Source organism: Marinobacter sp., from assembly GCF_041686475.1.
Taxonomy (GTDB): domain Bacteria; phylum Pseudomonadota; class Gammaproteobacteria; order Pseudomonadales; family Oleiphilaceae; genus Marinobacter.
Window position 1 is genome coordinate 25,771 of record NZ_JAWLDU010000024.1, and the last position, 22,444, is coordinate 48,214.

Annotated in this window: 16 protein-coding genes; 6 read left to right on the top strand and 10 right to left on the bottom strand. The window is 59.8% G+C overall.

Going from position 1 to position 22,444, the window contains the following annotated elements; genetic code table 11:
* Window positions 1-269: 269 nt before the first annotated feature.
* The gene (locus ACESMB_RS07720; protein WP_372971255.1) at window positions 270-1,163 is read left to right on the top strand and encodes a hypothetical protein; all 894 of its coding nucleotides are present in this window, start codon (window positions 270-272) and stop codon (window positions 1,161-1,163) included.
* A 203-nt stretch (window positions 1,164-1,366) separates the two neighbouring features.
* On the opposite strand, the gene ACESMB_RS07725 is transcribed toward ACESMB_RS07720, so the two are convergent.
* The 5 genes from ACESMB_RS07725 to ACESMB_RS07745 all read right to left on the bottom strand — a co-directional run bounded on the left by ACESMB_RS07725 (window position 1,367) and on the right by ACESMB_RS07745 (window position 5,475).
* Window positions 1,367-1,807: a universal stress protein gene (locus ACESMB_RS07725; RefSeq protein WP_372926278.1), complete on the bottom strand. Its 441-nt coding sequence runs from the start codon at window positions 1,805-1,807 to the stop codon at window positions 1,367-1,369.
* A gap of 32 nt (window positions 1,808-1,839) precedes the next feature.
* Complete coding sequence (locus ACESMB_RS07730; RefSeq protein WP_372926279.1) at window positions 1,840-3,123, bottom strand: TRAP transporter large permease; 1,284 nt, start codon at window positions 3,121-3,123, stop codon at window positions 1,840-1,842.
* 39 nt (window positions 3,124-3,162) lie between these two features.
* Window positions 3,163-3,777, bottom strand: coding sequence for a TRAP transporter small permease (locus ACESMB_RS07735; protein ID WP_372926280.1), 615 nt, complete (start codon window positions 3,775-3,777; stop codon window positions 3,163-3,165).
* 101 nt (window positions 3,778-3,878) lie between these two features.
* Window positions 3,879-4,907 carry a TRAP transporter substrate-binding protein DctP gene (gene dctP / locus ACESMB_RS07740; RefSeq protein WP_372926281.1) on the bottom strand — a complete coding sequence of 343 codons (1,029 nt, stop codon included), beginning with the start codon at window positions 4,905-4,907 and terminating at the stop codon, window positions 3,879-3,881.
* 244 nt (window positions 4,908-5,151) lie between these two features.
* The gene (locus ACESMB_RS07745) at window positions 5,152-5,475 is read right to left on the bottom strand and encodes a high-potential iron-sulfur protein (protein WP_372926282.1); all 324 of its coding nucleotides are present in this window, start codon (window positions 5,473-5,475) and stop codon (window positions 5,152-5,154) included.
* 206 nt (window positions 5,476-5,681) lie between these two features.
* Between ACESMB_RS07745 and recC the strand changes: the two genes are divergently transcribed.
* Genes recC through ACESMB_RS07765 form a run of 4 tightly spaced genes read left to right on the top strand, consistent with a single transcriptional unit; the run spans window position 5,682 to window position 15,644 of the window.
* Window positions 5,682-9,281: an exodeoxyribonuclease V subunit gamma gene (recC, locus tag ACESMB_RS07750; protein WP_372971256.1), complete on the top strand. Its 3,600-nt coding sequence runs from the start codon at window positions 5,682-5,684 to the stop codon at window positions 9,279-9,281.
* Window positions 9,278-12,973: an exodeoxyribonuclease V subunit beta gene (gene recB, locus ACESMB_RS07755; RefSeq protein ID WP_372971257.1), complete on the top strand. Its 3,696-nt coding sequence runs from the start codon at window positions 9,278-9,280 to the stop codon at window positions 12,971-12,973. The genes recC and recB overlap by 4 nt, the downstream gene beginning before the upstream one ends.
* Window positions 12,970-15,147, top strand: coding sequence for an exodeoxyribonuclease V subunit alpha (gene recD, locus ACESMB_RS07760; RefSeq protein ID WP_372971258.1), 2,178 nt, complete (start codon window positions 12,970-12,972; stop codon window positions 15,145-15,147). The genes recB and recD overlap by 4 nt, the downstream gene beginning before the upstream one ends.
* A gap of 38 nt (window positions 15,148-15,185) precedes the next feature.
* A complete protein-coding gene (locus ACESMB_RS07765) occupies window positions 15,186-15,644 on the top strand; it encodes an META domain-containing protein (protein ID WP_372926286.1) in 459 nt (152 codons plus the stop codon).
* Between the two features lie 9 nt (window positions 15,645-15,653).
* Here the strand turns inward: ACESMB_RS07765 and ACESMB_RS07770 are convergent, their stop codons facing one another.
* From ACESMB_RS07770 to ACESMB_RS07785, 4 genes are read right to left on the bottom strand one after another with little or no spacing between them, the layout of a single operon-like run.
* Entirely contained in the window at window positions 15,654-16,178 is a 525-nt protein-coding gene (locus tag ACESMB_RS07770; RefSeq protein WP_372926287.1) for a YqiA/YcfP family alpha/beta fold hydrolase, read from the bottom strand.
* A 21-nt stretch (window positions 16,179-16,199) separates the two neighbouring features.
* On the bottom strand, window positions 16,200-17,216 hold the full coding sequence (locus tag ACESMB_RS07775; RefSeq protein WP_372971259.1) for an LLM class flavin-dependent oxidoreductase: 1,017 nt from the start codon (window positions 17,214-17,216) through the stop codon (window positions 16,200-16,202).
* Window positions 17,217-17,272: 56 nt separating this feature from the next.
* Entirely contained in the window at window positions 17,273-19,552 is a 2,280-nt protein-coding gene (locus ACESMB_RS07780) for an ATP-dependent DNA helicase (protein ID WP_372971260.1), read from the bottom strand.
* Window positions 19,549-21,255: a VRR-NUC domain-containing protein gene (locus ACESMB_RS07785; protein ID WP_372971261.1), complete on the bottom strand. Its 1,707-nt coding sequence runs from the start codon at window positions 21,253-21,255 to the stop codon at window positions 19,549-19,551. Before ACESMB_RS07785 ends, ACESMB_RS07780 begins: the two co-directional genes overlap by 4 nt.
* A gap of 69 nt (window positions 21,256-21,324) precedes the next feature.
* Between ACESMB_RS07785 and ACESMB_RS07790 the strand changes: the two genes are divergently transcribed.
* The gene (locus ACESMB_RS07790) at window positions 21,325-21,864 is read left to right on the top strand and encodes a glutathione peroxidase (protein WP_372971262.1); all 540 of its coding nucleotides are present in this window, start codon (window positions 21,325-21,327) and stop codon (window positions 21,862-21,864) included.
* 10 nt (window positions 21,865-21,874) lie between these two features.
* Here the strand turns inward: ACESMB_RS07790 and ACESMB_RS07795 are convergent, their stop codons facing one another.
* Window positions 21,875-22,201 carry a hypothetical protein gene (locus ACESMB_RS07795; RefSeq protein WP_372971263.1) on the bottom strand — a complete coding sequence of 109 codons (327 nt, stop codon included), beginning with the start codon at window positions 22,199-22,201 and terminating at the stop codon, window positions 21,875-21,877.
* Window positions 22,202-22,444: the final 243 nt, after the last annotated feature.

The window sequence follows — 22,444 nt, forward strand, 5'->3', positions numbered from 1 at the left end:
CGTCAACATGACGTTACGGAAACTCTGTGATGATTTTGTGACAGGATTAAAGCAGCGAGAATATGGCAGGTACCCGTTGGAGTTTGTGTTTGTCACGTCGCTGGCAGAGTTCAGTGGCACGGGCGTTCTATAATTCAACGACCGTACCCTAAAGCGACAGGCAAACCAACGTATGCAGACGCTGTTTCCCGTAAAGGCCGGAAGCCTGATCCTTCTGATCCTTCTGATCCTCCTGGGCTTTCTGGTTTCGCAGCCTGCTTCGGCTGCGGTTGACCTGGAAGAATGCTGGGAATATCGCTGGGGCGATTCGCCGTTTTCAACTGAGGGCATTCCCGAGTGGGTTCAGGGAGGGAGAACCGGAGCAGTGGCAGGCTATCGGATTTCCATCCAATCCACCGGGCCGGGATGGGCGTGAGCAAGTCTGGTATCGCGTCACTCTGCCTGACGGTGAATGGCAGGAACCTGCTCTCTACATACTCAGTGTGGATCTGATCGTCCAGGTCTGGCTGGATGGCGAGAATATCTACCAGTACGGTACGTTTGATGATCAGGGGCGGGGACGTTTTGAGGGCTGGCCCTGGCATGCAATCCCGTTGCCGGAGGACTTTGAGGGTAAGACAGTCTATTTCCGGATTTTCTCGGATTACACGGATATCGGGCTTTGGGGTGAGGTATCCATCATGAACCGGCCCGACCTCACCCTCTTTATCCTGAAAAACTCCCTCGAAGCATTGGTTATTGCCGGATTCTCCGCGCTGATTGCGCTGCTGTCCCTGATATTTGCGCTGCTCCAGACCGAGAAGAAGAGTTTTGGCAGTATTGCACTGTTCTCGCTGTCGTCGGCGCTTTTGCTACTGTCGGAAAGCCAGGCCAGTCAGTTGCTCTGGAATGCACCGCTGGCCATGGCATTGCTGCTGGAGCAGTGGTTTGCGGATCATCGTCCATGGCTGATCAACCTGGTTTGGAAAATACACCTGTTTTACGCGATCGGGGCTATCGGTGCGGCGCTGACGGGGGTAGTGGATCTGCCATCCACATTCCCCACCTTTGATGCTCTGTTAATGGCATCACTGCTCACGATCACGGTTGTTGTTGTCAGGCGTTTTCGTCATTTGCGGATTGAACAGCAGGTCATGCTGGCCCGAGAGCAGCGACTCCCCTGATAATCTGCTTGGGCTCGCTGACCGGGCTCGCTGACCGGGCGCTCTATCGGGCCAAGGAGGCTGGCCGGGACAGGGTGGAGGTTGCGTAGCCGCTCTCCGTGGCACTAGTGCCAGATAATCACTGGTCAGCTTCATCAAAGTTGAGGAATTGCAGGAACTCCAGGCGAATAGTGAAAAAGACACCAACGCCTTTCTCAGGCTAATCAGACTACGAGTACCGGACATTTTGCCTTGGACGCGACGCGGTGCGATACGCTGCCAAGCAGTATGCCGTCTTTTCCGCTGTGGGTGCCTTGGGTGCCAACCACAATCAGGTCTATGTCTTTCTCCTCGGCAAACTTGACGATCACGCTTGAGGGACGACCGGCTTTAACGAAGCCACGGACTTTCACTGCGTTTTTTTCCGTTGCCATCTCCTTGGCATGGTTGACGATATCTTTTGCATAATCCGATAGCGCCTTGTCCGGGATGTCCATACCTTCGGGACGTCCAATGGACAGGGATGCTTCGAACAGGCTGTGGTGCTTGTAGACGCAGATCAGATAGATTTCCGCATCCGTAAGCTTCTGTAGGTCAATGGCCTTGTCCATGGCGTTAAAGGAAGACTTGGAACCATCAACTGCCACCAGAATCTTTTTGAACATGTTCTTCTCCCTGAATTTGGTCTCAGCAGTTGTCAGTCAAACGCCATGTCACGCAGGAACAACGCAATTTGCGGGAATGCGATGATAAGGCCTGCTGCTGCAACCAGCATGAAGACAAACGGTGGTGTACCGCGGATCACTTCCCAGTAAGGGCGCTTGAAGATGGCAATGGCGGTGAATATGTCACAACCAAAGGGCGGCGTGGCCGAGCCGATAGCCACCTGAAGCGTAATCAGAACACCAACAAGGACCGGGTCAAGGCCTGTCGCCTCGATGGCGGGTGCAAAAATGGGCGTCAGTACCAGTATCACCACGATCGGGTCGACGAACATGCAGGCGATGAAGAAGGCTAAGCAGATGGTGATCATCACCCCGACCGGGCCCATCTGGGCAATACCAACCGCTTCCAGAATGCTCTGTGGAATCTGCGCAAAGGAGATAATCCAGGAAAACCCGTTACCGACAGCCACCAGAATGAATACCACCGCCGTAATCAGGCCGGTCGACTTTGCGATCCGGTAAATATCGGGCATTTTCAGCGAGCGGAATACCACAAACTCAAGAAGGAAGGCATAGAGCACACACACCGCCGCGGCTTCAGTCGGGCTGAAGATGCCGCCATAGATACCGCCCACGATAATGACCGGGAAAAACAGTGGCCAAAGAGCTTCTCGAACGGCGACCCCTCTTTCACCCCAGGTGGCCTTCTCTTCGGTGGGTACTTTGTTTACATGGGCGTAAATCAGACAGTAGATCGAAAACATCGCCAGAATCATGACGCCTGGTCCAATACCGGCAATAAAGAGCTCCGCAATGGATGTCTCGGAGATAACCCCGTAAATGATGAAGCCGATGCTGGGTGGAATCAGGAAGGCGATGTCACTGGAATTGATGATCAGAGCCAGGCTGAAAGAGTCAGAATAGCCGGCTTTTAGCAGTTTCGGGCGGAGGGGAGAGCCCACGGCAACGACGGTGGCCTGGGTAGATCCGGAAACCGCGCCGAACAGGGTGCAGGAAGTGGCGGTACTGATGGCCAGTCCGCCCTTGATATGGCCAATGAAGGCCATGACCATGTGGATAAGGCGGTTGGCAGACTGACCGCGGGTCATTATATCCGCGGCCAGTATGAACATCGGAACCGCTATCAGCGATGCGGGGCGAATACCTCCCATCATCTGCTGGATAAAGGTTTCCATCTGCCCGAAACCGTCGAACATCATCACAAAGCCGACGACGGCTGCGGTGATCAGTGGAACCATCATCGGGAAGCCCAGTAACAGCAGCCCGATCATGATCAGCATGAGAGTTGTCGCCATGAGCGTTTCCTTCCCTTCTTGGACCGGAATGGTGCCGGTTCAGACTTCCGATTCGGTATCAGCGTAACCGTCGACAACACCCGTCGACAGGTAAACATCTTCGCTGGTTAGATTCTTGATCGCGGTCAGCAGATACTGGATTCCGGTAACGGCAAAGCCTATGGGCACCCAGATATACATAATCCATATGGGCATGCTCAGCGCAGGGAGGATCCGCCCGCGGTCGATGAGCGTATCAATGTAGCCGGCGGAGAAATAACAGAGGAAAAACATTGCCGCGGCCGTGAAAAAGCCAATGATGACCATCAGAATCTTGCGCCCAAGGACGGGAAGCATGTCGTAAATGGCAGACATGCGGATGTGGCGGCCATGCCGCGCGGCATAACCGATGCCCGCGAAAGTAATCAGGACAATCAGGACCCGGTTGACCTCACCGGAGAAGAACAGGCCCTTACCAAGGCCGAAACGCATGATGACGTTCACACAGGTGTTGATGGCCATCAGTATGACGCCCATGGCCAGAATCACGGCTTCAGTCTTGGCAATGGCTTCGTCAATGGTTCCAAGGAAACCGGGCAGTCCCGACTCGAACGCGCCGGTGTCGTCCATCTCTTCTATTTTTTCGACAGTTGCGTCATGGTCTTGCTCTGACATGTCTGGCGCTCCAGCACAATTTGCCTCCTGACACGATAGTCAGCCTTCGGAGGTTTGTTAGAACGAAAACAGGCCGGGGGTTCCCGGCCTGTTTGTTTTGGTCAGTCAGACTCAACCATTTCCAGATCTTTCTTGAACTGCTCCAGCAGTTCCTTGCCGCTTTCGCCCGTCATGTCGATGAATGCTTCCTCGACCTGAGGAGCGCGCTCGCGGAACGCCTGGATCTGTTCTTCGTTCAGGCGGGTGACGGTCACTTCGTCACTGGCTTCCTCGATCTTGGCGAGAGCCTCGTCGGCAAGGCCGTCAATGTGCTCGAGGATCTCATCATAGGCGAAGTCTGAAGCTTCACGGATCAGTTCCTGCTCTTCATCGGACAGACCGTCGAAGAAGTCCTTATTGGCCATCATCGCGGTTGTGAACCAGCCATGGCCAGTAAAGATCAGGTTAGGAGATACCTCGTACAGGCCGCCGGACTCGATCCAGAAGATCGGATTTTCCTGGCCCTGGATCATGTTGGTCTGGAGTGCACCATACACTTCGCCCCATGGCAGCGGGGTCGGCGTGGCACCGAAGGCATCGTAGGTTTCCGACAGCAGCGGGTTGGTCATAACCCGGATCTTCTTGTTGTTCAGGTCTTCCGGCGAAGTCGCCTTTTCATCCAGAGTGACGACCATCTCACCCTCCGGGTACATCTTCAACAGTTCAAGACCGTTTTCGGCGTACAGCTCAGGGAAGTCTTCGTTGATTGCCTTGCTCTTGTCGAAGAACTCGATGACCGTTTCCATGTCGGTCGGCAGCAGGTAAGGAATGAAGAAAATCTGTGCTTCCGGAATCAGCGAGCCTGTAAAGCCGGGGGACTGGTTAACGAAGTTGAGAATGCCAGCCTGGGTCTGCTCCATGATGTCGTCAGACTCACCCAGCTCGCCAAAGCGGAAAACCTTTACGGTATGGTCTGAGTTGTCTTCAACGTATTCCTTGAATTTATAGGCAAAGACGTCCTGAACGTCATCTTCGTATTCTTCGTGGGCGTAACGCCATTCTGCGGCAGAAATGGAATTGGCCGCAGTCATCGCTGCAAATGCCAACGCTGAAATGCCGGCCAGTTTTTTGAACTTGCTCAAGCTACTCATCGTGTCGTCTCCGTTTATATTTTTGCTGCAAATTATTGTTACATTAAATAAGACTGGCAAAACAATGCCGTTTTCGCAAGAAAATGAGTGAATAGATTTTCCCAGCGGCCTGCTCGCCACCGAATTCGGTAAATATCGGGAATAAAAGAACTAATGTGAGGCGAGGCCGCTCTGAAATGGTGCGGAATCTGACTTCCAGGCTCCGGATAAGTCTAAATCCACGGAGCCTGGATAAGGGGGTTGGTTAGCCTTTGGGAACCCAGGTATTGCACCAGCCCTCGGCATTTACAAGCACATCACTGAAATCGGGGTGGCGGCACTTGCCCCAACCGTCGGATTCCTCGCCGGCCCAGAATGCGCAGCCGTCACACTGTCGGCCATCCTGGTATTTTTCATGGTCGGAATCAGCCCCGTTGTTGACGTAGTCAAGGGCGTGACCGTCCTCTGCCTTGGGCATTTCGGCCCTTGCCCGGGGTGAATGTGTCGCGAACTTTGCCAGCGGTATCGCGGCAACACCCAGAGCGGCGGTCCGCAGGAATACGCGACGGCTTTCGTTAACCTTACTCATGGTGGTCTCCTCTCTCATCTCATTTTATGTCGTTTTGTTACTTGGTTATGTCGGCGTTTTATTTCCACCTTACAAAGTTGTTCGGGGTACAGGCAAGATCGGATGACTTTGAGATGACCTGAATCAATCCGGTATCGCCTGGCCGGAATCCTTCCAGAGTTGTGATAGGCTTTCTTTTCTTACCCGGACGACTACACAGAGCAGGTATGCCAGCAACGCCAACCATTGAGCCCGGCTTTCACGCCATCCACGCCAACCACCTGGAAGACCTGCGTCGGGCAGTGGTCTGGATCTGTCGGAACAGCCCGCTGCCACCGCTGGAAAGCGAAACCTTCCTGGTGCAGAGCAACGGCATTGCCCAGTGGCTGAAGCTTGCCCTGGCGGAAGATCCGTCTGATGCGGGTGATGGGCAGAGTAATGGTGGCATAGGCATCGCTGCCGGCATGGATTTCCTGTTTCCTGCCCGCTTTATCTGGCAGGCCTATCGGGCCGTGTTGACTTCCTCCGGTGTGCCGGAGCAGTCTCCTTTTGACAAGTCCCGCCTGGTCTGGCGCCTGTTCCGGTTGCTGCCGGACCTGATTGCGGATGACGACGTGTTTGCCCCCCTGCAGAGATTCATGGCCGGAGCGGACACCGAAACCCGGCGTTACCAGCTGGCTGGCAAGATTGCGGACCTTTTCGATCAGTACCAGGTGTTCCGCGCCGACTGGCTGGCGGACTGGGAGGCCGGGCACGATCGCCTGCAGATGGCCAGGGGCGAAGGCCGGGAACTGAGTGAGGAGTTACGCTGGCAGCCCGTACTCTGGCGCAAACTGGTTGAAGATGTCGGCGAGCTTGCCGGTACCAGCCGTTCGCGCATCCATACCCGATTCATGGAACAGGGCCAGACGCTGACGGCCGCAGACCGGCCGTCTGACCTGCCCCGGCGCATTGTGGTATTTGGTGTTTCCTCGCTGCCGAAGCAGGCGCTGGAAGCACTGTCGATTCTCAGCCGGGTCAGCCAGGTGGTGCTCTGCGTCCACAACCCCAGCGAATTCTACTGGGCCGACATTATCAGCGACCGCGACCTGCTCAATGCCGATCGCAAGCGCGGGCTGGCCCACCCGAAACTGGCAGCACTGACCGACCCTGATGATCTGCACCAGCATGCCAATCCGCTGCTGGCGGCCTGGGGCAAGCAGGGCCGGGACTACATCCGGCTGCTGGACGAGTTTGATAACCCGGAGAGCTACCAGGACCGCATTGCCACGCCGGACGGCCGCATCGATATCTTCACACCCCATGGCGATTCGCAACAGCCTTTGCTGCTGCACCGGATCCAGAATGATATTCGCACACTGACGTCACAAACGGAGATGCTGGAACAGGGGCGTACTCTGGACCCCCTCCGGGACGCTTCCGTGGTATTTCACAATGCTCACAGCCCGCAACGAGAGGTGGAGATTCTCCACGACCAGTTATTGGCAGCATTCAACAGCAATCCGGAGCTGCGGCCCCGGGATGTCATCGTCATGGTGCCCGACGTGGACACCTACGCGCCCCAGATCCAGGCGGTTTTTGGTCGTTATCCGTCGTCATCCCGCCGCTATATCCCGTTCACCATTTCCGATCAGGGCCAGCGCCACCGCCAGCCGGTGCTGATTGCCCTGGATACCCTGATGGCTTTGCCGGAGAGCCGCTTCGGCGTCAGCGAAATCCTCAGCCTGCTGGAAGTGCCGGCGGTACGGAACCGGTACGGTATTGCCGAGGGTGACCTGCCGCTGGTGCGCCAGTGGGTGGAAGGCGCCAATATTCGTTGGGGCCTGCACAGTGACCACCGCCGCAGTCTCGATCTGCCCGATGGCCTGGAACGTAACACATGGCAGGCCGGTTTGCGGCGCATGTTGCTGGGATACGGCACCGGTCGCGACGACCCCTGGCAGGGCATTGAACCCTATGAGGAGATCGGTGGCCTGCAGGCCAGTGTGGCGGGTAATCTCTGTCGCTTCATCGATCGCCTGGAAGACCTCTGGCACGAACTGCGGGCAACCGCGACCCCGTCGGGCTGGCTGGATTTGTTGCAGTCAATACTGGAGCGTTTTTTCGACGACCTGTCCGACGACGAGCTGCTGCTGGTCAACCGCCTGCGCCGGCAGGCGGAACAGTGGCTGCAGGATTGCCATAGCGCTGGTATGGAGCAGGTAGAGCTGCCCCTCAATATTGTTCGCGAAATCCTGCTGGAAGGCCTGGAAGAAGGTGGTCTGAACCAGCGCTTCCTGGCGGGCAAGGTCAATTTTGCCACCCTGATGCCGATGCGGGCCATTCCCTTTCGCCACGTCTGCCTGCTGGGCATGAATGACGGCGACTACCCGCGTTCCCGCCCGCCGGTGGATTTTGACCTGATGGCGCTGGATTACCGCCCCGGGGATCGCTCCCGCCGGGAAGACGACCGCTACCTGTTCCTGGAGGCTCTGCTGTCGGCACGGGAGCAGCTTTATATCAGCTGGGTAGGGCGCAGTATCCGCGATGACTCGGAGCGACCACCGTCGGTATTGGTGAGCCAGCTACGGGATCACCTGGATGCGGCCTGGCAGGTGCCCGGGTCAGACCAGCAAGCGTCCGAAACCCTGACCATTGAACACCCGTTGCAGCCCTTCAGCCGCGAGTACTTTCCGGCTGAAAACCGGGGCGCGGGTGATCAGGATTCGGCGAATGTAGACGAGGTGTTGGCTGCCCGTCGGCTGTTCACCTATGACAGCGAATGGCTCAGCGCACACCAGTCCCGGGAAGCCGAAACAGAGCAGGCTGAACTGCCTTGCCTGGCCCCTGCCGACCCGCTGACCCTGGCCGAACTTGGCGCCTTCCTCAAACGCCCGGTGGAAGTCTTTTACCAGCGTCGCCTGCAGGTTCGTTTTACCGACGTGGAGAGTCTGGATACCGATAACGAAGCTTTCGCCATGGACGGACTGCAGCACTGGCGGCTGGAGGACGAACTGATCCGCCAGGCAGTAATGAAAGCCGAAAACGAGGACGAACTGGAACAACGGATCGAAGCAGCCCTGGCCAGCATGGCCCGCCGGGGCGAACTGGGCATGGGGCTGACGGAACACGCCCTGACCCGGCAACTGGAAAGCCGCATGCCGGACCTGCACAAACGTTATCAGGAAGCGCTGGCCCTCTGGCCCGAGGCCATTGACGAGGTGATCGGGTTCGACTATTGCGACGAACGTGGCGAGGACGCCCTGTACATCAGCGACCGCCTGGGTAACCTGCGCACCCGTCCGGACGGAAGTGTCTGCAGGGTCGTCATCGCCAGCAGCAATCTCCTGGAAGGGGCTTCGAACTCCCGCCAGTTGCGGTTCCCGGCGCTGCTGGACCACTGGATAGCCCATCTGGCGGGCAATCTCCGTTTTGAGGCTTTCCATACCCTGGTCCTTGCCAAGGAGGAACAACGGGTGGTCAGGCTGTTACCCATGGAGGGCGCTATCGCGGGAGAATGCCTGTCCACCGTGCTGGACACCTGGATGCAGGGCCAGACTCAGCCGCTGCCGGTTGAGTCCGGGGCTGCCTTTGCCTACCTGAGGGGGCTGTATCCCGCCCGGGGTGAAGGAAACGAAGACAAGGCGCTACAGAAAGCAGAGGAAGCCTATATGAAGGCCCTGTCCCGGGACAGCGGCTACCTGCACAGGGCTTACCCGGAATTCGGGCAGTTGCTGGCAGGTGTGCGATTCCCGCAACTGGTGTCTTCGCTGTATGAACCGCTCTGGCAGGCGGAGCAGGCAGGCCGCGCAAAGACCGGCGGTGCTGACAGGGAGAAAGCGAAATGACCGGGACCGTCCGCACACTCGACCCCCTGACGTTACCGCTGCGCGGCAGCCAACTGATTGAAGCCAGTGCGGGTACCGGCAAGACCTTCACCCTGGCGCTGCTCTATGTGCGTCTGGTGCTGGGGCACCGCACCGCCGAAGAGCCACTCGGGGAAGGCATCATGCCGCCGAACCTGCTGGTGGTCACTTTCACCGAGGCTGCCACCAAGGAACTCCGGGACCGTATCCGGGCCCGCCTCACCGAAGCCGCGGCGCTGTTTGCTGTGGATCCGGATACCGTTGATACCAGCGAAATTGCCAAAGATCCGCTGGTTAACCTGCGTAATGCCTGCCCAGCGGCAGACTGGCCGGCCTGTCGCCGGAAACTGCTGCTGGCGGCGGAGTGGATGGATGAGGCTGCGGTTTCCACCATCCACGGATGGTGTAATCGCATGCTTAGTGAACACGCCTTCGACAGCGGCAGTCTGTTCCGCCAGACTCTGGAAACCAGCCAGACGGAGCTGCTGGACAACGTGGTGAGGGATTACTGGCGCACATTTATCTACCCCCTGCCGACGGAGCTGATGGGTGAAGTGCTGGATAACTGGAGGACACCGGAAAGCCTGCGCCAGTCCGTTCGTAACCTGCTGCCCCATGTTGACGCCCTGCCTGTGCCGGAGCGTGACCCGGTGGCAGCGGCAGAAAACGCGAAAAATCAGCGTGAGGACAGACTCCGGGAACTGAAAGCACCCTGGCCCGCGTGGTGTGATGAGCTGGATGCGTTGCTGGCGGAAACCGCAAAGCACAAACCAAAGCCCCTGCACGGCACCACCAAAAACTCCATCCAGAAAGCGGTGGATTTGTTGCGGGAATGGGCCACTACTGACGCCGCCGAACCCCACGAGTTTCTCACCAGCAAGCGCACCAAGGGCTTTGATTCCCTGGAAGCCGATGCTTTCGCGGAAAAATGGACCGGTGATGACGAACCGCCCCACCATCCTGCCATGGATGCCGTTGCAGAGCTCAAACCGGCCCTGAAAGCCATGCCGGTGGCCAAGCCGGACATCCTCAACCACGCCGCCTGCTGGATTGCCCGGCGCCTGGAGAGTGAAAAACAGCGCCTTGCCAGTATGGGGTTTGATGACCTGCTCACCCGTCTGGATGAAGCCCTGGGTGGCCCCCAGGGTGAGCGATTGGCCGAGACCATTCGCCGCCAGTTCCCGGTAGCGATGATTGACGAGTTCCAGGACACCGATCCGGTCCAGTACCGGATCTTTGACCGCGTCTACCGGGTAGCCAGAAACGACCAGGACACCAGCCTGCTGATGATCGGCGACCCCAAGCAGGCCATCTATGGTTTCCGGGGTGCGGACATCTACACCTATCTGGATGCCCGTCGAGCGGTCAGCAGCCGCACTTACACGCTGGGTACCAACTTCCGTTCCGCTATTGCCATGGTGGATGGTGTTAACCGGGTTTTCGCCCAGGCCGACCAGATATTGCCGGAAGGGGCGTTCCTGTTCCGTGCCGGTGGCGATAATCCACTGCCGTTCAATCCCGTGGACGCCAAAGGCACCGATCGCCAGTGGTGCGTGCAGGGTCAGCCACAACCGCCACTGACCTTCTGGACGCTGGCGGATGAACGGCATATCGCCAAGGAAGCCGGCAGGGAGGCCATGGCGGACGCCTGCTCGGCTGAAATCGCCCGTCTTTTGAACCTGGGTCAGGCCGGTGAAGCCGGATTTTCTGCCGAGGGCGAGCCTATCGAGTCGCTGCGACCGGAACACATCGCCATCCTGGTGAACAAACGCGGCGAGGCGGAGGCCGTCAGGCAGGCGCTGAGTTTACGGGGTATTCGCAGTGTCTACCTGTCGGACCGCAATTCCGTGTTGCAGTCGGCCCAGGCGCTGGAATTGCTGCAGTGGTTGCAGGCCTGTGCCGAGCCCGGTCAGCTATCACTGATTCGCGCCGCCCTGGCCACGCCCACCATGGGCCTGGCTTACCAGGACCTGGACCGGCTGCTCAGTGACGAGAATGCGCTGGACCGGGAGATCAACCGTTTCCAGGGCTACCGAGAGCTTTGGCAAAAGCAGGGTGTACTGCCCATGCTGCGGCGCCTGCTGATGGATTATGAAGTGCCCGCCAAACTGTTGGCAGGGCCGGATGGTGAACGCGGGCTGACCGACATCCTGCACATTGCCGAATTGCTGCAGCAGGACAGCCAGCAGCTGGATGGCGAACATGCCCTGATCCATCACTACACCGAAATGCTGCGGGAGTCCGACGACGAGGACGAGCATCGCACCATGCGCCTGGAAAGCGACGCCGGGCTGGTCAAGGTGGTCACCGTACACAAGTCCAAAGGTCTGGAATACCCGCTGGTGTTCCTGCCTTTTGCCACCGAATTCCGCGAGGAGAAGCCTAACCAGGCCTTCATCAAGTATCACGACGATAACGGCAAACTGCAGATTTCCCTGGAGCCGGATGAAGAAACCCTGGCACGGGCCGACCGGGAACGACTGGGTGAGGATATCCGCAAATTCTATGTGGCCCTGACTCGCTCCCGCCACGCCACCTGGGTAGGAGCAGCCGGAATAAGAGGCTGGCGTCAGAGTGGTCTGGGGCACCTGGCAGGCCCGGCCGCCAGTGACGAGGACGTGGATCTGACTCCCTTTCTCACAGCCATGGCTTCCGGCGAACCTGCCATCGAGGTGGCGCCGGTGCCGGAGCCGGGCGAGGATGTCTACGTGGGCGAAGCAGAACCGGAGCTTGGCAAGGCTCTGGAGCCGGTGCGTGCCGCCCGGGAAAACTGGTGGATTGCCAGCTACTCTGCCATTACCTACGGTGCCCGCAGTGGGTTCGGCGAGGACTTCGCCCCTGCCAGTGAAGACGCGGAGCAGGAGAACCTTCGGGAGGAAGACGAATCGGCGGGTATCGACACCACGGCCGATGCCAAAGGTCCGCTACCGTTCAACCGGCACAGCTTCCCTAAAGGCGCCGGCCCGGGCACTTTCCTCCACGATATTCTTGAGTGGTGTGCCGCTCAGGGCTTCCGCAGGGTGGCCGATGAACCGGCCGAACTGCACGAGCTGCTGGAGCGTCGCTGCAATCTGCGCAACTGGAGCGACTGGGCGGACACGCTGAAAACATGGGTTCACACGCTGATTACCATGGATATCCCCCTGCCGGATAACGGGCAAACCTGCACCCTTTCCGGCCTGGAAACCTTACGCCCGGAACTGGAGTTCTGGTTTGAAAGCCACCAGGTGAATACCCGTGCAATGGATGTGGCAGTCCGACAACTCACCCTGAACGGTGAAAACCGGCCTGAAGCCCATGAAACCACCTTTAACGGCATGCTCAAGGGTTTTATCGACCTGGTATTCGAGCACAAGGGCCGCTATTACGTGCTGGACTACAAATCGAATTTTCTCGGCGAGGACGATCAGGCCTACGTGACTGACGCCATGAAAGAAAAAATCCTCGAGAATCGATATGACCTGCAGTACGTCATCTACCTGCTGGCATTGCACAGGCTGCTCAAGTCCCGCCTGCCGGGTTATGACTACGATACCCACGTGGGAGGAGCTGTTTACCTGTTCCTGCGGGGATGTGATGCACCGGGCGCCGGCGCCTTCACCGATCGGCCGGACCGGGCCCTGATTGAAGAACTGGACCGACTGTTCAGCGGCCAGCGGGAGAAGGCGGCATGACCGGGGAAAGCGGATACATCCAGGATCTGTTTGATGCTGTTCCTGCATCTTCACCAACAACCGCTGAAGCGGCCCTTGCCCTGCTCGACGACTGGGTGGAACGGGAGTGGATTCGCGCCCTGGATCACGCATTTGCGGGCTTTGTCTGCAGCATCGTTGCGGAGGAGGGCGAGCAGCCTTCTGTCATGCTGGCATTGCTGGCAGCCCTGGTTTCGCATCAGGTGGGGCGTGGACACGTCTGCCTTGACATAACACACCTTTGTCGCGACACCGAGCCCACGCTGGTGCTGCCACCGGAAGGGGCAGAATCACTCCCGGCATACAGCCTGCGGCCATCAGACCTGTTTGCGGATATCAGCCCGGAAGAACTTGTTGCCAGTCTGGAAAAAAGCTGTGCCGTGGGTAACGGCGAACAGGCAACGCCCCTGGTGCTGGACGGCTCGCGGTTGTACCTGCGCCGGTTCTGGCGCTACGAACAGGTCATTGCCACAGGCATCCGGGCGCGTCTGGAAAATCAGGCAGAGCTGGCGGATGCCGGCCTGTTGTCCCGGGCACTGGATACCCTGTTCGGGGCCGGCCCGGAACCGGATTATCAGAAAACCGCCTGTGCCCTGGCGGCCCGGAACCGTTTCAGCGTGATCACCGGTGGGCCCGGTACCGGCAAGACCACCACGGTGGTGAACCTGCTGGCTGCCCTGCAATCAGTGGCAAGTGAATCGACCGGAGACGGTGCTTCCAGCCCCTACCTGCGTATCCGTCTGTCAGCGCCCACCGGTAAGGCCGCGGCAAGGCTGAGCGAGTCCATTGGCGGTGCAGTTGACCGTCTGCCCCTGGAGCGGCTGCCAGGCCGGCCTGATAAATCCGCTATTCCCACGCAGGTCACAACACTGCACCGGTTGTTGGGTAGCCGGCCAGGGTCGCGGAGTTTCCGTCACAACGAGGACAATCCCCTGCCACTGGATATCCTGGTGATTGACGAGGCTTCGATGGTGGATGTCGATCTGATGGCTTCGGTGTTTGCCGCGTTACCCGATAAGGCACGCCTGATCATGTTGGGGGACAAGGACCAGCTGGCCTCGGTGGATGCCGGTGCAGTACTCGGGGAGCTGTGTCAGCGCGCGGAGGCTGCCCATTATCTGCCAGCAACGGCCCAATGGCTGGAGTCGGTGACAGGATGCCGGTTGCCATCGCAACTGACGGATGCTGAGGGTCTTCCTCTTGACCAGGCGGTCGCCATGCTGCGCAAGAGTTATCGCTTTGACCAGCACAGTGGTATCGGCGTGCTGGCCGCGGCCACAAATGCCGGCAACCTGAACCAGCACCTGATCCGCCAGTGTCGGGAGCAGGCCTTCGAGGATGTTGCCTGGCTTTCTCCGGCCAATGGCATCACTCGCGCCGGCGCCAATGCAACGGGTGACGCCTTGATGGCGGACCATGCCCTTACCGGTACACCGGAAAACTTCGATAACAGCGGTGAAGGGCGCCTGATCGGTGAAAAGCCGGTTGCACCGCCAGTGGGCTATGGCCACTACCTGCGCATCATCCGCGAGCAAAAGCCTTCCGCCGCCGATGAAACCGAAGCCCGTGAGCAGTGGGATGCCTGGGCCACCGGAGTGCTCACGGCATTCAACCATTTCAAGGTTCTTTGCGCCCTGCGCCAGGGCACTTTCGGGGTGGAAGGTCTGAACGTCGAAATTGCCGGGCGCCTGCGCCGGGCCGGCCTTATTGACCAGACCGAGGGCTGGTACGAGGGCCGTCCGGTACTGATCACCGGAAACGACTATAATCTGGGCCTGATGAATGGCGATATTGGCGTCACCCTGAGTGTGCCCTGGGATCGGGACGAAGACGGCGGGCCAGTGGATACCCTGCGGGTGGCCTTTCCCTCCAGTGACGGCAGCGGGGCCATCCGGTGGATTTCCCCGAGCCGGTTGCAGTCGCTGGAAACCGTCTATGCGATGACGGTGCACAAATCCCAGGGTTCGGAGTTTACCCACGCCTGTCTGGTCATCCCGGATCGCCTGACCCCGGTGCTGACCCGGGAACTGGTGTATACCGGCATTACCCGTGCCCGCCACTGGCTGAGCCTGGTGGTGAGCCAGGAGGGTGTGTTGAAACAGGCGGTGAGCCGTGGAGTCATCAGGGCATCAGGGCTTGCCAGGCTGCTGGTCTGAATGCCGGCCAGCGTTAACCACCAGCAGGGAGAACTGGAATGAAAGGAACAGTGCAGGCATCGGGGATGGCGGTTGTCCTGTTTGCGGTTCTGGCGCTCGCCGGATGTGTAACCTCACCCACTGAACAAAGCCCGGCGGGTGACGAGCCCGGTGTGCCCCTGACCAACACCTACTGGCAGTTGGTGCGTGTTGCCGGTGAAGCAGTGCCGGACACCGGCAGCGAACAGAAAGCCCACATCCTGTTCCTGGACGATGGCCGCGTTAGCGGATTCAGTGGCTGTAACCAGTACATGGGCAACTACCAGGTGAGAGGTGAAAACCTGCTGTTCGATTCCATGGGCAGCACCCGCATGGCCTGCGAGGAAAACCTGGTGGAAGAACTGCTGTTTGCTGCACTGGCCAAGACCGTGGGCGTGAACCTGGATGGCACCGAACTGCTTTTGCTGGGTGAAGCCGGAGAAGAACTGGCGGTATTCGAGGCCGCCCGGCTCAAGTAGCGCCTGGCATTACGCCAGGCATGTGGCCATGAACTCCCGGAATTCACTGACCAGCCGTTCCAGGCTGTTTTCCAGCCGATGCCCGTCCGGCAGTACCAGTAACGGCAACTGCTGTTCCCGAGCCAGTTCTATCACCGGCATGGGCAGCACCACGTCGTCATCCCAGCCGTGAATGATCTGGGCGTGCCGGGCCTGGATCCGCGGGCTTGACTGGGGATAGGCGGACATGGCCAGCGCCGGTGCCAGCAGGAAACACCCGAGTACCGGCGTCTCGGCACTGGTGCGGGCACAGACCCAGCCACCCATGCTGGAACCCGCCAGTATGGTGCGTTCCGGACTGGCTCCCGCTTCGGCCATGGCCTGTTTCATCTGCTGCAGACGTTCCATGGGCACTTTGGTGCTGCGATGGTCCAGCGCGATCGCAGTCACCCCCGGAAAGGTTTCCGCTTCCGTTTTCAGGGCCTGCACCTTGGTGCCGCCGGGGCCACTCTCCAGCCCGTGGGACAGGAATACATGAATGTCAGACGTTGCCATGGTCACCTCCGGTGAGGGGGTTCAGTGTCGGGTGGCGGCCAGAATGTCCAGCGCGTGCCGGCGCTTTTCCGGGTCGTACAGGTCCACGGTGAACATCAGTTCGTCCACCTCGACGGTCTGCAGCAATCTCTGCAGCTGGTCGCGGATGGAGTTCTCACTGCCAAGCAGTTGCAGGGACAGGAAGTCTTTCACGCCGGCTCTCTCTCCAGGGTTCCATAAGCCGTCCATGGATTTCACCGGCGGCCGCATCCACAGCGGCTGGCCACGGAACAGCGAGAGGATGCGCTGGTAACTGGTGGTGGCCAGGAACTGCGCCTCCTCGTCGGTCGCTGCCGGCACCGCCGGAACGGCCAGAATGACGTAGGGCCTGTCCAGTTGTGCAGAGGGCTGGAAGTTATCCCGGTAGGTCTGGATCGCCTCGCGGTAGAGCCGTGGCGCAAAGTGGCCGGCGAAGGCATAGGGCAGGCCACGCATGGCTGCCAGTTGGGCGCTGTAGAGGCTGGAGCCAAGCAGCCAGATTGGCACATTGGTGCCGGCACCGGGGATAGCTTTAACCTGTTGGCCCGGCTGCAGCGGGCCGAGCAGCGTCTGCAGCCGGGCAACATCCTCGGGGAATTGCTCTGCACCCAGTCCGTCCCGGCGCAGGGCGCGGCTGGTGATCGGGTCGGTGCCTGGTGCGCGGCCAAGGCCCAGGTCAACCCGGCCCGGGTACAGGCTCTCCAGGGTGCCGAACTGCTCGGCGATCACCAGCGGTGGATGATTGGGCAGCATGATGCCGCCGGAACCAACACGTAATGTTGTGGTCGCACCGGCAATGTGGCCCACCAGAACGGCTGTCGCGGAACTGCTGATGCCTTCCATGTTGTGGTGCTCGGCCAGCCAGAACCTCTGGAAGCCCAGGCTCTCAGCGTGTCTGGCATAGGCCACGCTATTGGCCAGGGTCTGGCCGACGGAATCACCCTCTCGAACCGATGCCAGTTCCAGTAGGGAGTAGGCCGGTGATTGTGAAGGGGACTGGGCGTTGGAAGACTGCGACATTCAATGCTCCGATTTTGGGTTACCCACCAGCATAACAAAAACCGGCGGACATACTGCTATAGGGGGTGGTCGGTATGACTGTTGGTGATCCACCAGCCGGGCAAGAGCTCGCGGATATGGTTCTGCAGAAAACGGTCATCGATCAGCCAGATCACGCCACGGTCTTCCGGGGTGCGGATCACCCGGCCCGCGGCCTGGGCTACTTTCTGCAGGCCGGGGATCAGGTACGTATAGGCATGGCCGGCACCAAAACGCTGCTCCAGTCGCTGTCGCAGGATCTCATGCCAGGCGTCGAAGGGCGGCAGCCCCAGCGTCGCCACAAAGGCGCCGATCAGGCGGTCGCCCGGCAGGTCGATACCCTCACTGAACACACCCCCGAGTACGGCAAAGGCAACGCCGGCATTGTTGGTCTGGAAGCCGTCCAGAAATGCCGTGCGCTCCTCGCCGGACATGCCCGGTTGCTGGGTACGCAGGGGAATGTCAGGCGCCAGTTCGGCGAGAGTGTCGCGCACGCGGTTGAGGTAGGCAAAGCTGCTGAAAAAGGCCAGGTAGTTGCCCGGGCGATCCCGGTATTGCCGCGCGATGAGTTCGGCAATGGGCACCAGCGAACGCTCCCTGTCTGCCTGGCGGGTGCTGATATGGGGCGTGAAATGCACTTCCAGCTGTTCGGCGGAAAACGCGCCGGGTAACGACTGGAAACAGGTCTCTTCAGGCATGCCCAGCAGGTCGCGGTAATAGATGCCGGGCGACAGGGTCGCGGAAAACAGCAGAGTGCTGTCGGCCGACTCGAAACGGGGGCTGAGAAAATCCGCCGGTATCAGGTTGCGGATGGCCAGTTGTGCCTTGCCTCGGCCGGATCTGCTCAGTTCGCACAGGGAGTGGTCGCCGAACACCTCCGCGAGTCTGGTAAAGGCCAGGCTTTCAAACATCAGTTCCTGCAGCGCCAGGTCCGGCGGATGGTCGGCCAGGTAGTCGGTAATGGCAGACACCAGTCGGTTCAGCGCGCCGGTGAGTGAGCCGGGCAGGTTATCCAGTATCACCGGTTCACGGCTGATGTCCGGGGCATGGTCGCGGATCACTGATTGCCAGGCCCGGGACGCCCCGTCCAGCTGGGGTTTCAGGGCTTTGGGTGCCTGGCGCCGGATCCGCAGCAGGCGGGCCTGGCTCAGTTCCACCGAATACATGCCACGGGCCCGGTCCACCAGGTTGTGGGCTTCGTCAATCAGCAGGCTGGCTTTCCAGTCATTCTGCCGAACCAGGGCATGAAGCAGGGCGGACTGGTCGAACATGCGGTTTACATCCGCCACCACCACATCGCACCAGCGTGCCATTTCCTGGGCCAGGAAATAGGGGCAGATACCATGGTTGCTGGCAATGTCTGCGAGTACCGCCTGGGTCAGGGCGCCGGTGTGACTGACTGCCTCCGTCCGGGCATCCGGCAGTCGGTCGAAGAAGCCTTTGGCCAATGGGCAAGCGTCCCCGTGGCAGGCCTTGTCCGGATGCTCGCAGGCATGGTCCTTGGCTACCAGCTCCAGGGTCCGCAATGGCAGTGCACCGGATTGTTTGCTCCGCAACAGGTGGACGGCATCCACCGCCAGGTGGCGGGCGGTGTTGCGGCTGGTGAGGTAGAACAACCGGTCCTGGCTGGCTGCCGGCATGGCCATCAGCGCCGGGAACAGAGTGCCCAGGGTTTTGCCCAGGCCAGTGGGTGCCTCCAGCAGCAAAGTCTGGCTGCGCAGGGTGTTCTTGTAAACGGTCTCCGCCAGCGCGCGTTGCCGGGGACGGAAGTCAGGAAAGGGAAATATCAGCCGTGACAGGGCCAGGTCTCTTTCCTGCCGGTGACTGGCCTCCTGTTCCGCCCAGCCACTGTAAATGGCGCACAGCGTTTCCAGTTCCTGCCAGAGTTCGCCGGCGCTGGCAGTTTCGCTGACTGGGGTTTCCTTGTCCTTGCCTACATCGTAATAGATCAGGGCCAGGTCGATTGTTTTCAGCTTTTCCTGACGGCAAAGGAGTGCCCCGTAAACCCGCAGTTGCGCCCGGTGAAGGTTACGCTGGGCTTCCCGAACCCGGGACAGGTCACCCCGATGAGTCTTGATTTCTTCCAGCCGGCCGGCAATCGGGTCGTAGCCATCGGCGCGGCCGCTGACAGTCAGCCCGCCGCACTGGCCGGCCAGCGCCACTTCGCTTTGGTATCGGGGGCCGCGCCGGGCCTGCACAGCCCCGTGCCCAGCAATGCCTTCCTCGGAAGTCGGTGCCGGGGTGTAGCGCAAATCCAGGTCCCCTTTGCGGGCAGCGAACTCGCAGAGGGTTCGCACGGCAACCCTGAGTTCGCTCATTCGCCGGCCTCTTTCCAGCGAACGTAGCAGACGGATACTGGAATGCCCTGGTCCACGCAGAACTCCAGCCAGCGGGTCTGGTGATCCTGCAGGCGGTCGCCGGGGCCTTTCACTTCGATCATTTCATAACGTTGGCCCGGTTCCGCATGGTCGGGTTGAAAGCGGATCAGATCCGGAAAACCGCTGCGGTGTTCCCGCAGGTTATCCAGCAGGCGCCGGAACATCAGCTCCAGGTGGCTGGCGGGGATGCATTCCAGCGCCAGGTCCAGGACTTCTTGAGAAAGCACGGGCCAGACCACAAAGGGCGAGGCGAGGCCCTGTTTCTGCCGCCAGGTGTTGCGGATTTCACGTTTGTACTCATCGGTGGCCAGAGTATCGAGGCATTCGTCAAACAGGGCTTGCCGACGAGTCACGAAATCCTCCCGATACAGGTCCACTGGCCCGGTGTGGAAAGGGTGAAAGAAGGCGCCGGGAACGGGGGCGAACAGGGCGCGCCAGCACAGCAGGCCGAAGAGGCCGTTGATCAGGGTGTTTTCCACGTAGGCGACCGGGGTTTCCGGCTTCGACAGGCGTTCCATCGTCACCCATTCCACCGAGTAGCCCGCCGGATTCTCCAGTTCCAGTGTGAAAGCCGTTATTGCCGGACGTGTGGCATGGAGGGGTGCCGGTTCGCTCAGTTTCTTCGCCAGCCGGGAGAGGATGCGCTCTAGGCCCCGCCCCTCCGCGCCGGCTCCGGGTTGGTGACCAGCACTTGTGGCCAGTTGCCAGGCTTCCCGGTATCGCTTCAGCCGCTCCAGCAAGCGCAGTTGCCGTAGCCGGGCCTCGCGGTGACCACTCTGCGCATAGGCGACCAGCGCCAGCTCCTGATTGCCGCTGCGCTCTGCCAGTTTGCCCAGTTCGAACAGCAAACGGCCACGCCGGCTTTCCAGCCAGGGATTGTCAGAGGCTGCCGGCACATCCTGCCATACCGTTTCCGGCGGCTCGTCCTGGTCCAGGCGCTCACGGCAGTGGTGCATGACCAGGTAGCAGTCCACGTGGTTGCGCTCATCGAATGCGCGGGATTCGGAGGATAGTGGCACCTGTTCATATTGCTGATGGCCCAGTTCCACCAGCACGAAATCCGACCAGGTCTGGCGCAGATTGCCAAAGAACATCAGCCGCAGGCGATCAAACAGGGGCATATGGTTGAGACGGACCACAGTGGTGGAGAAACTCGGCAGCCATTGGTTTACCAGAGCGGGATCCGGATGCATCGGAACCAGCGTGTCCCGCAACAGTCTTTTGGCGGCCCCGGGCGGCAATCCGGCGGCGGAGATCCTGTCCGCAAGGGCCGGGCGCAGTTCGGCAAGGGTAAACAGCCGGAACAGATCCGTTAGATGAATGTTCGGCGTGTCGTCGATCCAGCCATTGCGAGCAAGTGCTTGAGCGGCGTCTGCCACCGGCTCGCCGAGCTCGGAGTAGCTGAGCTTTTCCACCCGGAACAGCTCACCGCTGCGCATTACCATGCGGGCGAGGAGTGCCCGCGCCGGCTTTTTCAGCGCAAGCAGGTTATCAATGTTCCCGGTTTCCTCTGTAGTCAGCAGGTCACTGTGGTGCTGCCGGACCCAGCGCACCACCGTCTCGAAGTTTTCGAGGTAGTACAGCGGATTGTCCAGGTCGGCAGTGCCGGGAACCGTTGAATGGGGTGCTGGTGTGGGCGTCATGGAAACTGTTTGGTTGGCCGGGTCGTAAATACAGGGTAATCTTTGATGATGCCTTATGGAGAAGCCGATATGCGAGCCCTGATTGCCGTGATTTTCATGTTGACCTCAGCGTCTGTGATGGCGGCGGAGTGCCCCGCGTATCTCGACCAGGATCTGCGCAAGCTGCACTCCTCGGACTCCGTCAATCTGTGCGATGTGGCGGCGGGAAAACCCATGCTGGTGGTCAACACCGCCAGCCGTTGCGGCTACACCGGGCAGTTTGAAGGGCTGGAGTCCCTGCACAAGGAGTACGGCGACCAAGGCCTGGTGGTGGTTGGCTTTGCCAGTGATGATTTCCGTCAGGAGGCGGCAACCGAGGAAGAGGCGGCGAACGTCTGCTTCAAGAATTTCGGGGTTACCTTCACCATGATTGCTCCCACAGCGGTGACCGGTAACGATGCCAATCCGGTGTTCAGGGCCATTAACAGCCAGAGCGCGCCGCCGCGCTGGAACTTTCACAAGTATGTGGTCAACGCCCGCGGTGAGGTTGTTGAAACCTTCCCTAGCCGCGTAACCCCGGACGCGCCCGAGCTTCGTGACGCTATCGACAGGGTGGTGGCGGAGCGCTGATCCAGCCGTTTCAGAGATCCACCACCACCGGCGGGTTCAGGGGTTTGAAGTTGCCGTTGCAGGTGCTGGCATTGACGAACAGGCAGTCTTCATGTCGTTGCTGGCCATGGCTTTCGTGAATATGTCCGAAGACATGCATTTTCAGTGTTAACCGCTCCAGTTCCCGAGTCAGGTCGTCGCAGCCGACGGACTGGTAATCCGTTTTGGTGATGACCTGGTCGAGAATGCCTGAAGGTGGGCCGTGGGTGATGAGAACGTCGGTATCGGCGGGAATCTGTGACCAGCGTTCGGCAATGGTTTCCCCGCGTGCCAGATTGAACGCCCAGTCGAAGAACACGGGCGTCCAGGGGCTGCCCCTGCAGCCAGAACTTCCGCGGCCGATCGTGCCTGTTATCAGGTCAGGGAACGGTGGTTAAGGCTGGTATATTGCCAGATAAATGCGGCAAGCCGCCGGCAGGGCCGGCGGCTCTTCGTTACGTCTCTTTCAGGGTTTTCATGTCGATCACGAAGCGATACTTCACGTCGCCTTTCTTCATGCGCTCGTAGGCTTCATTGATGTTTTTCATATCCAGCATCTCTA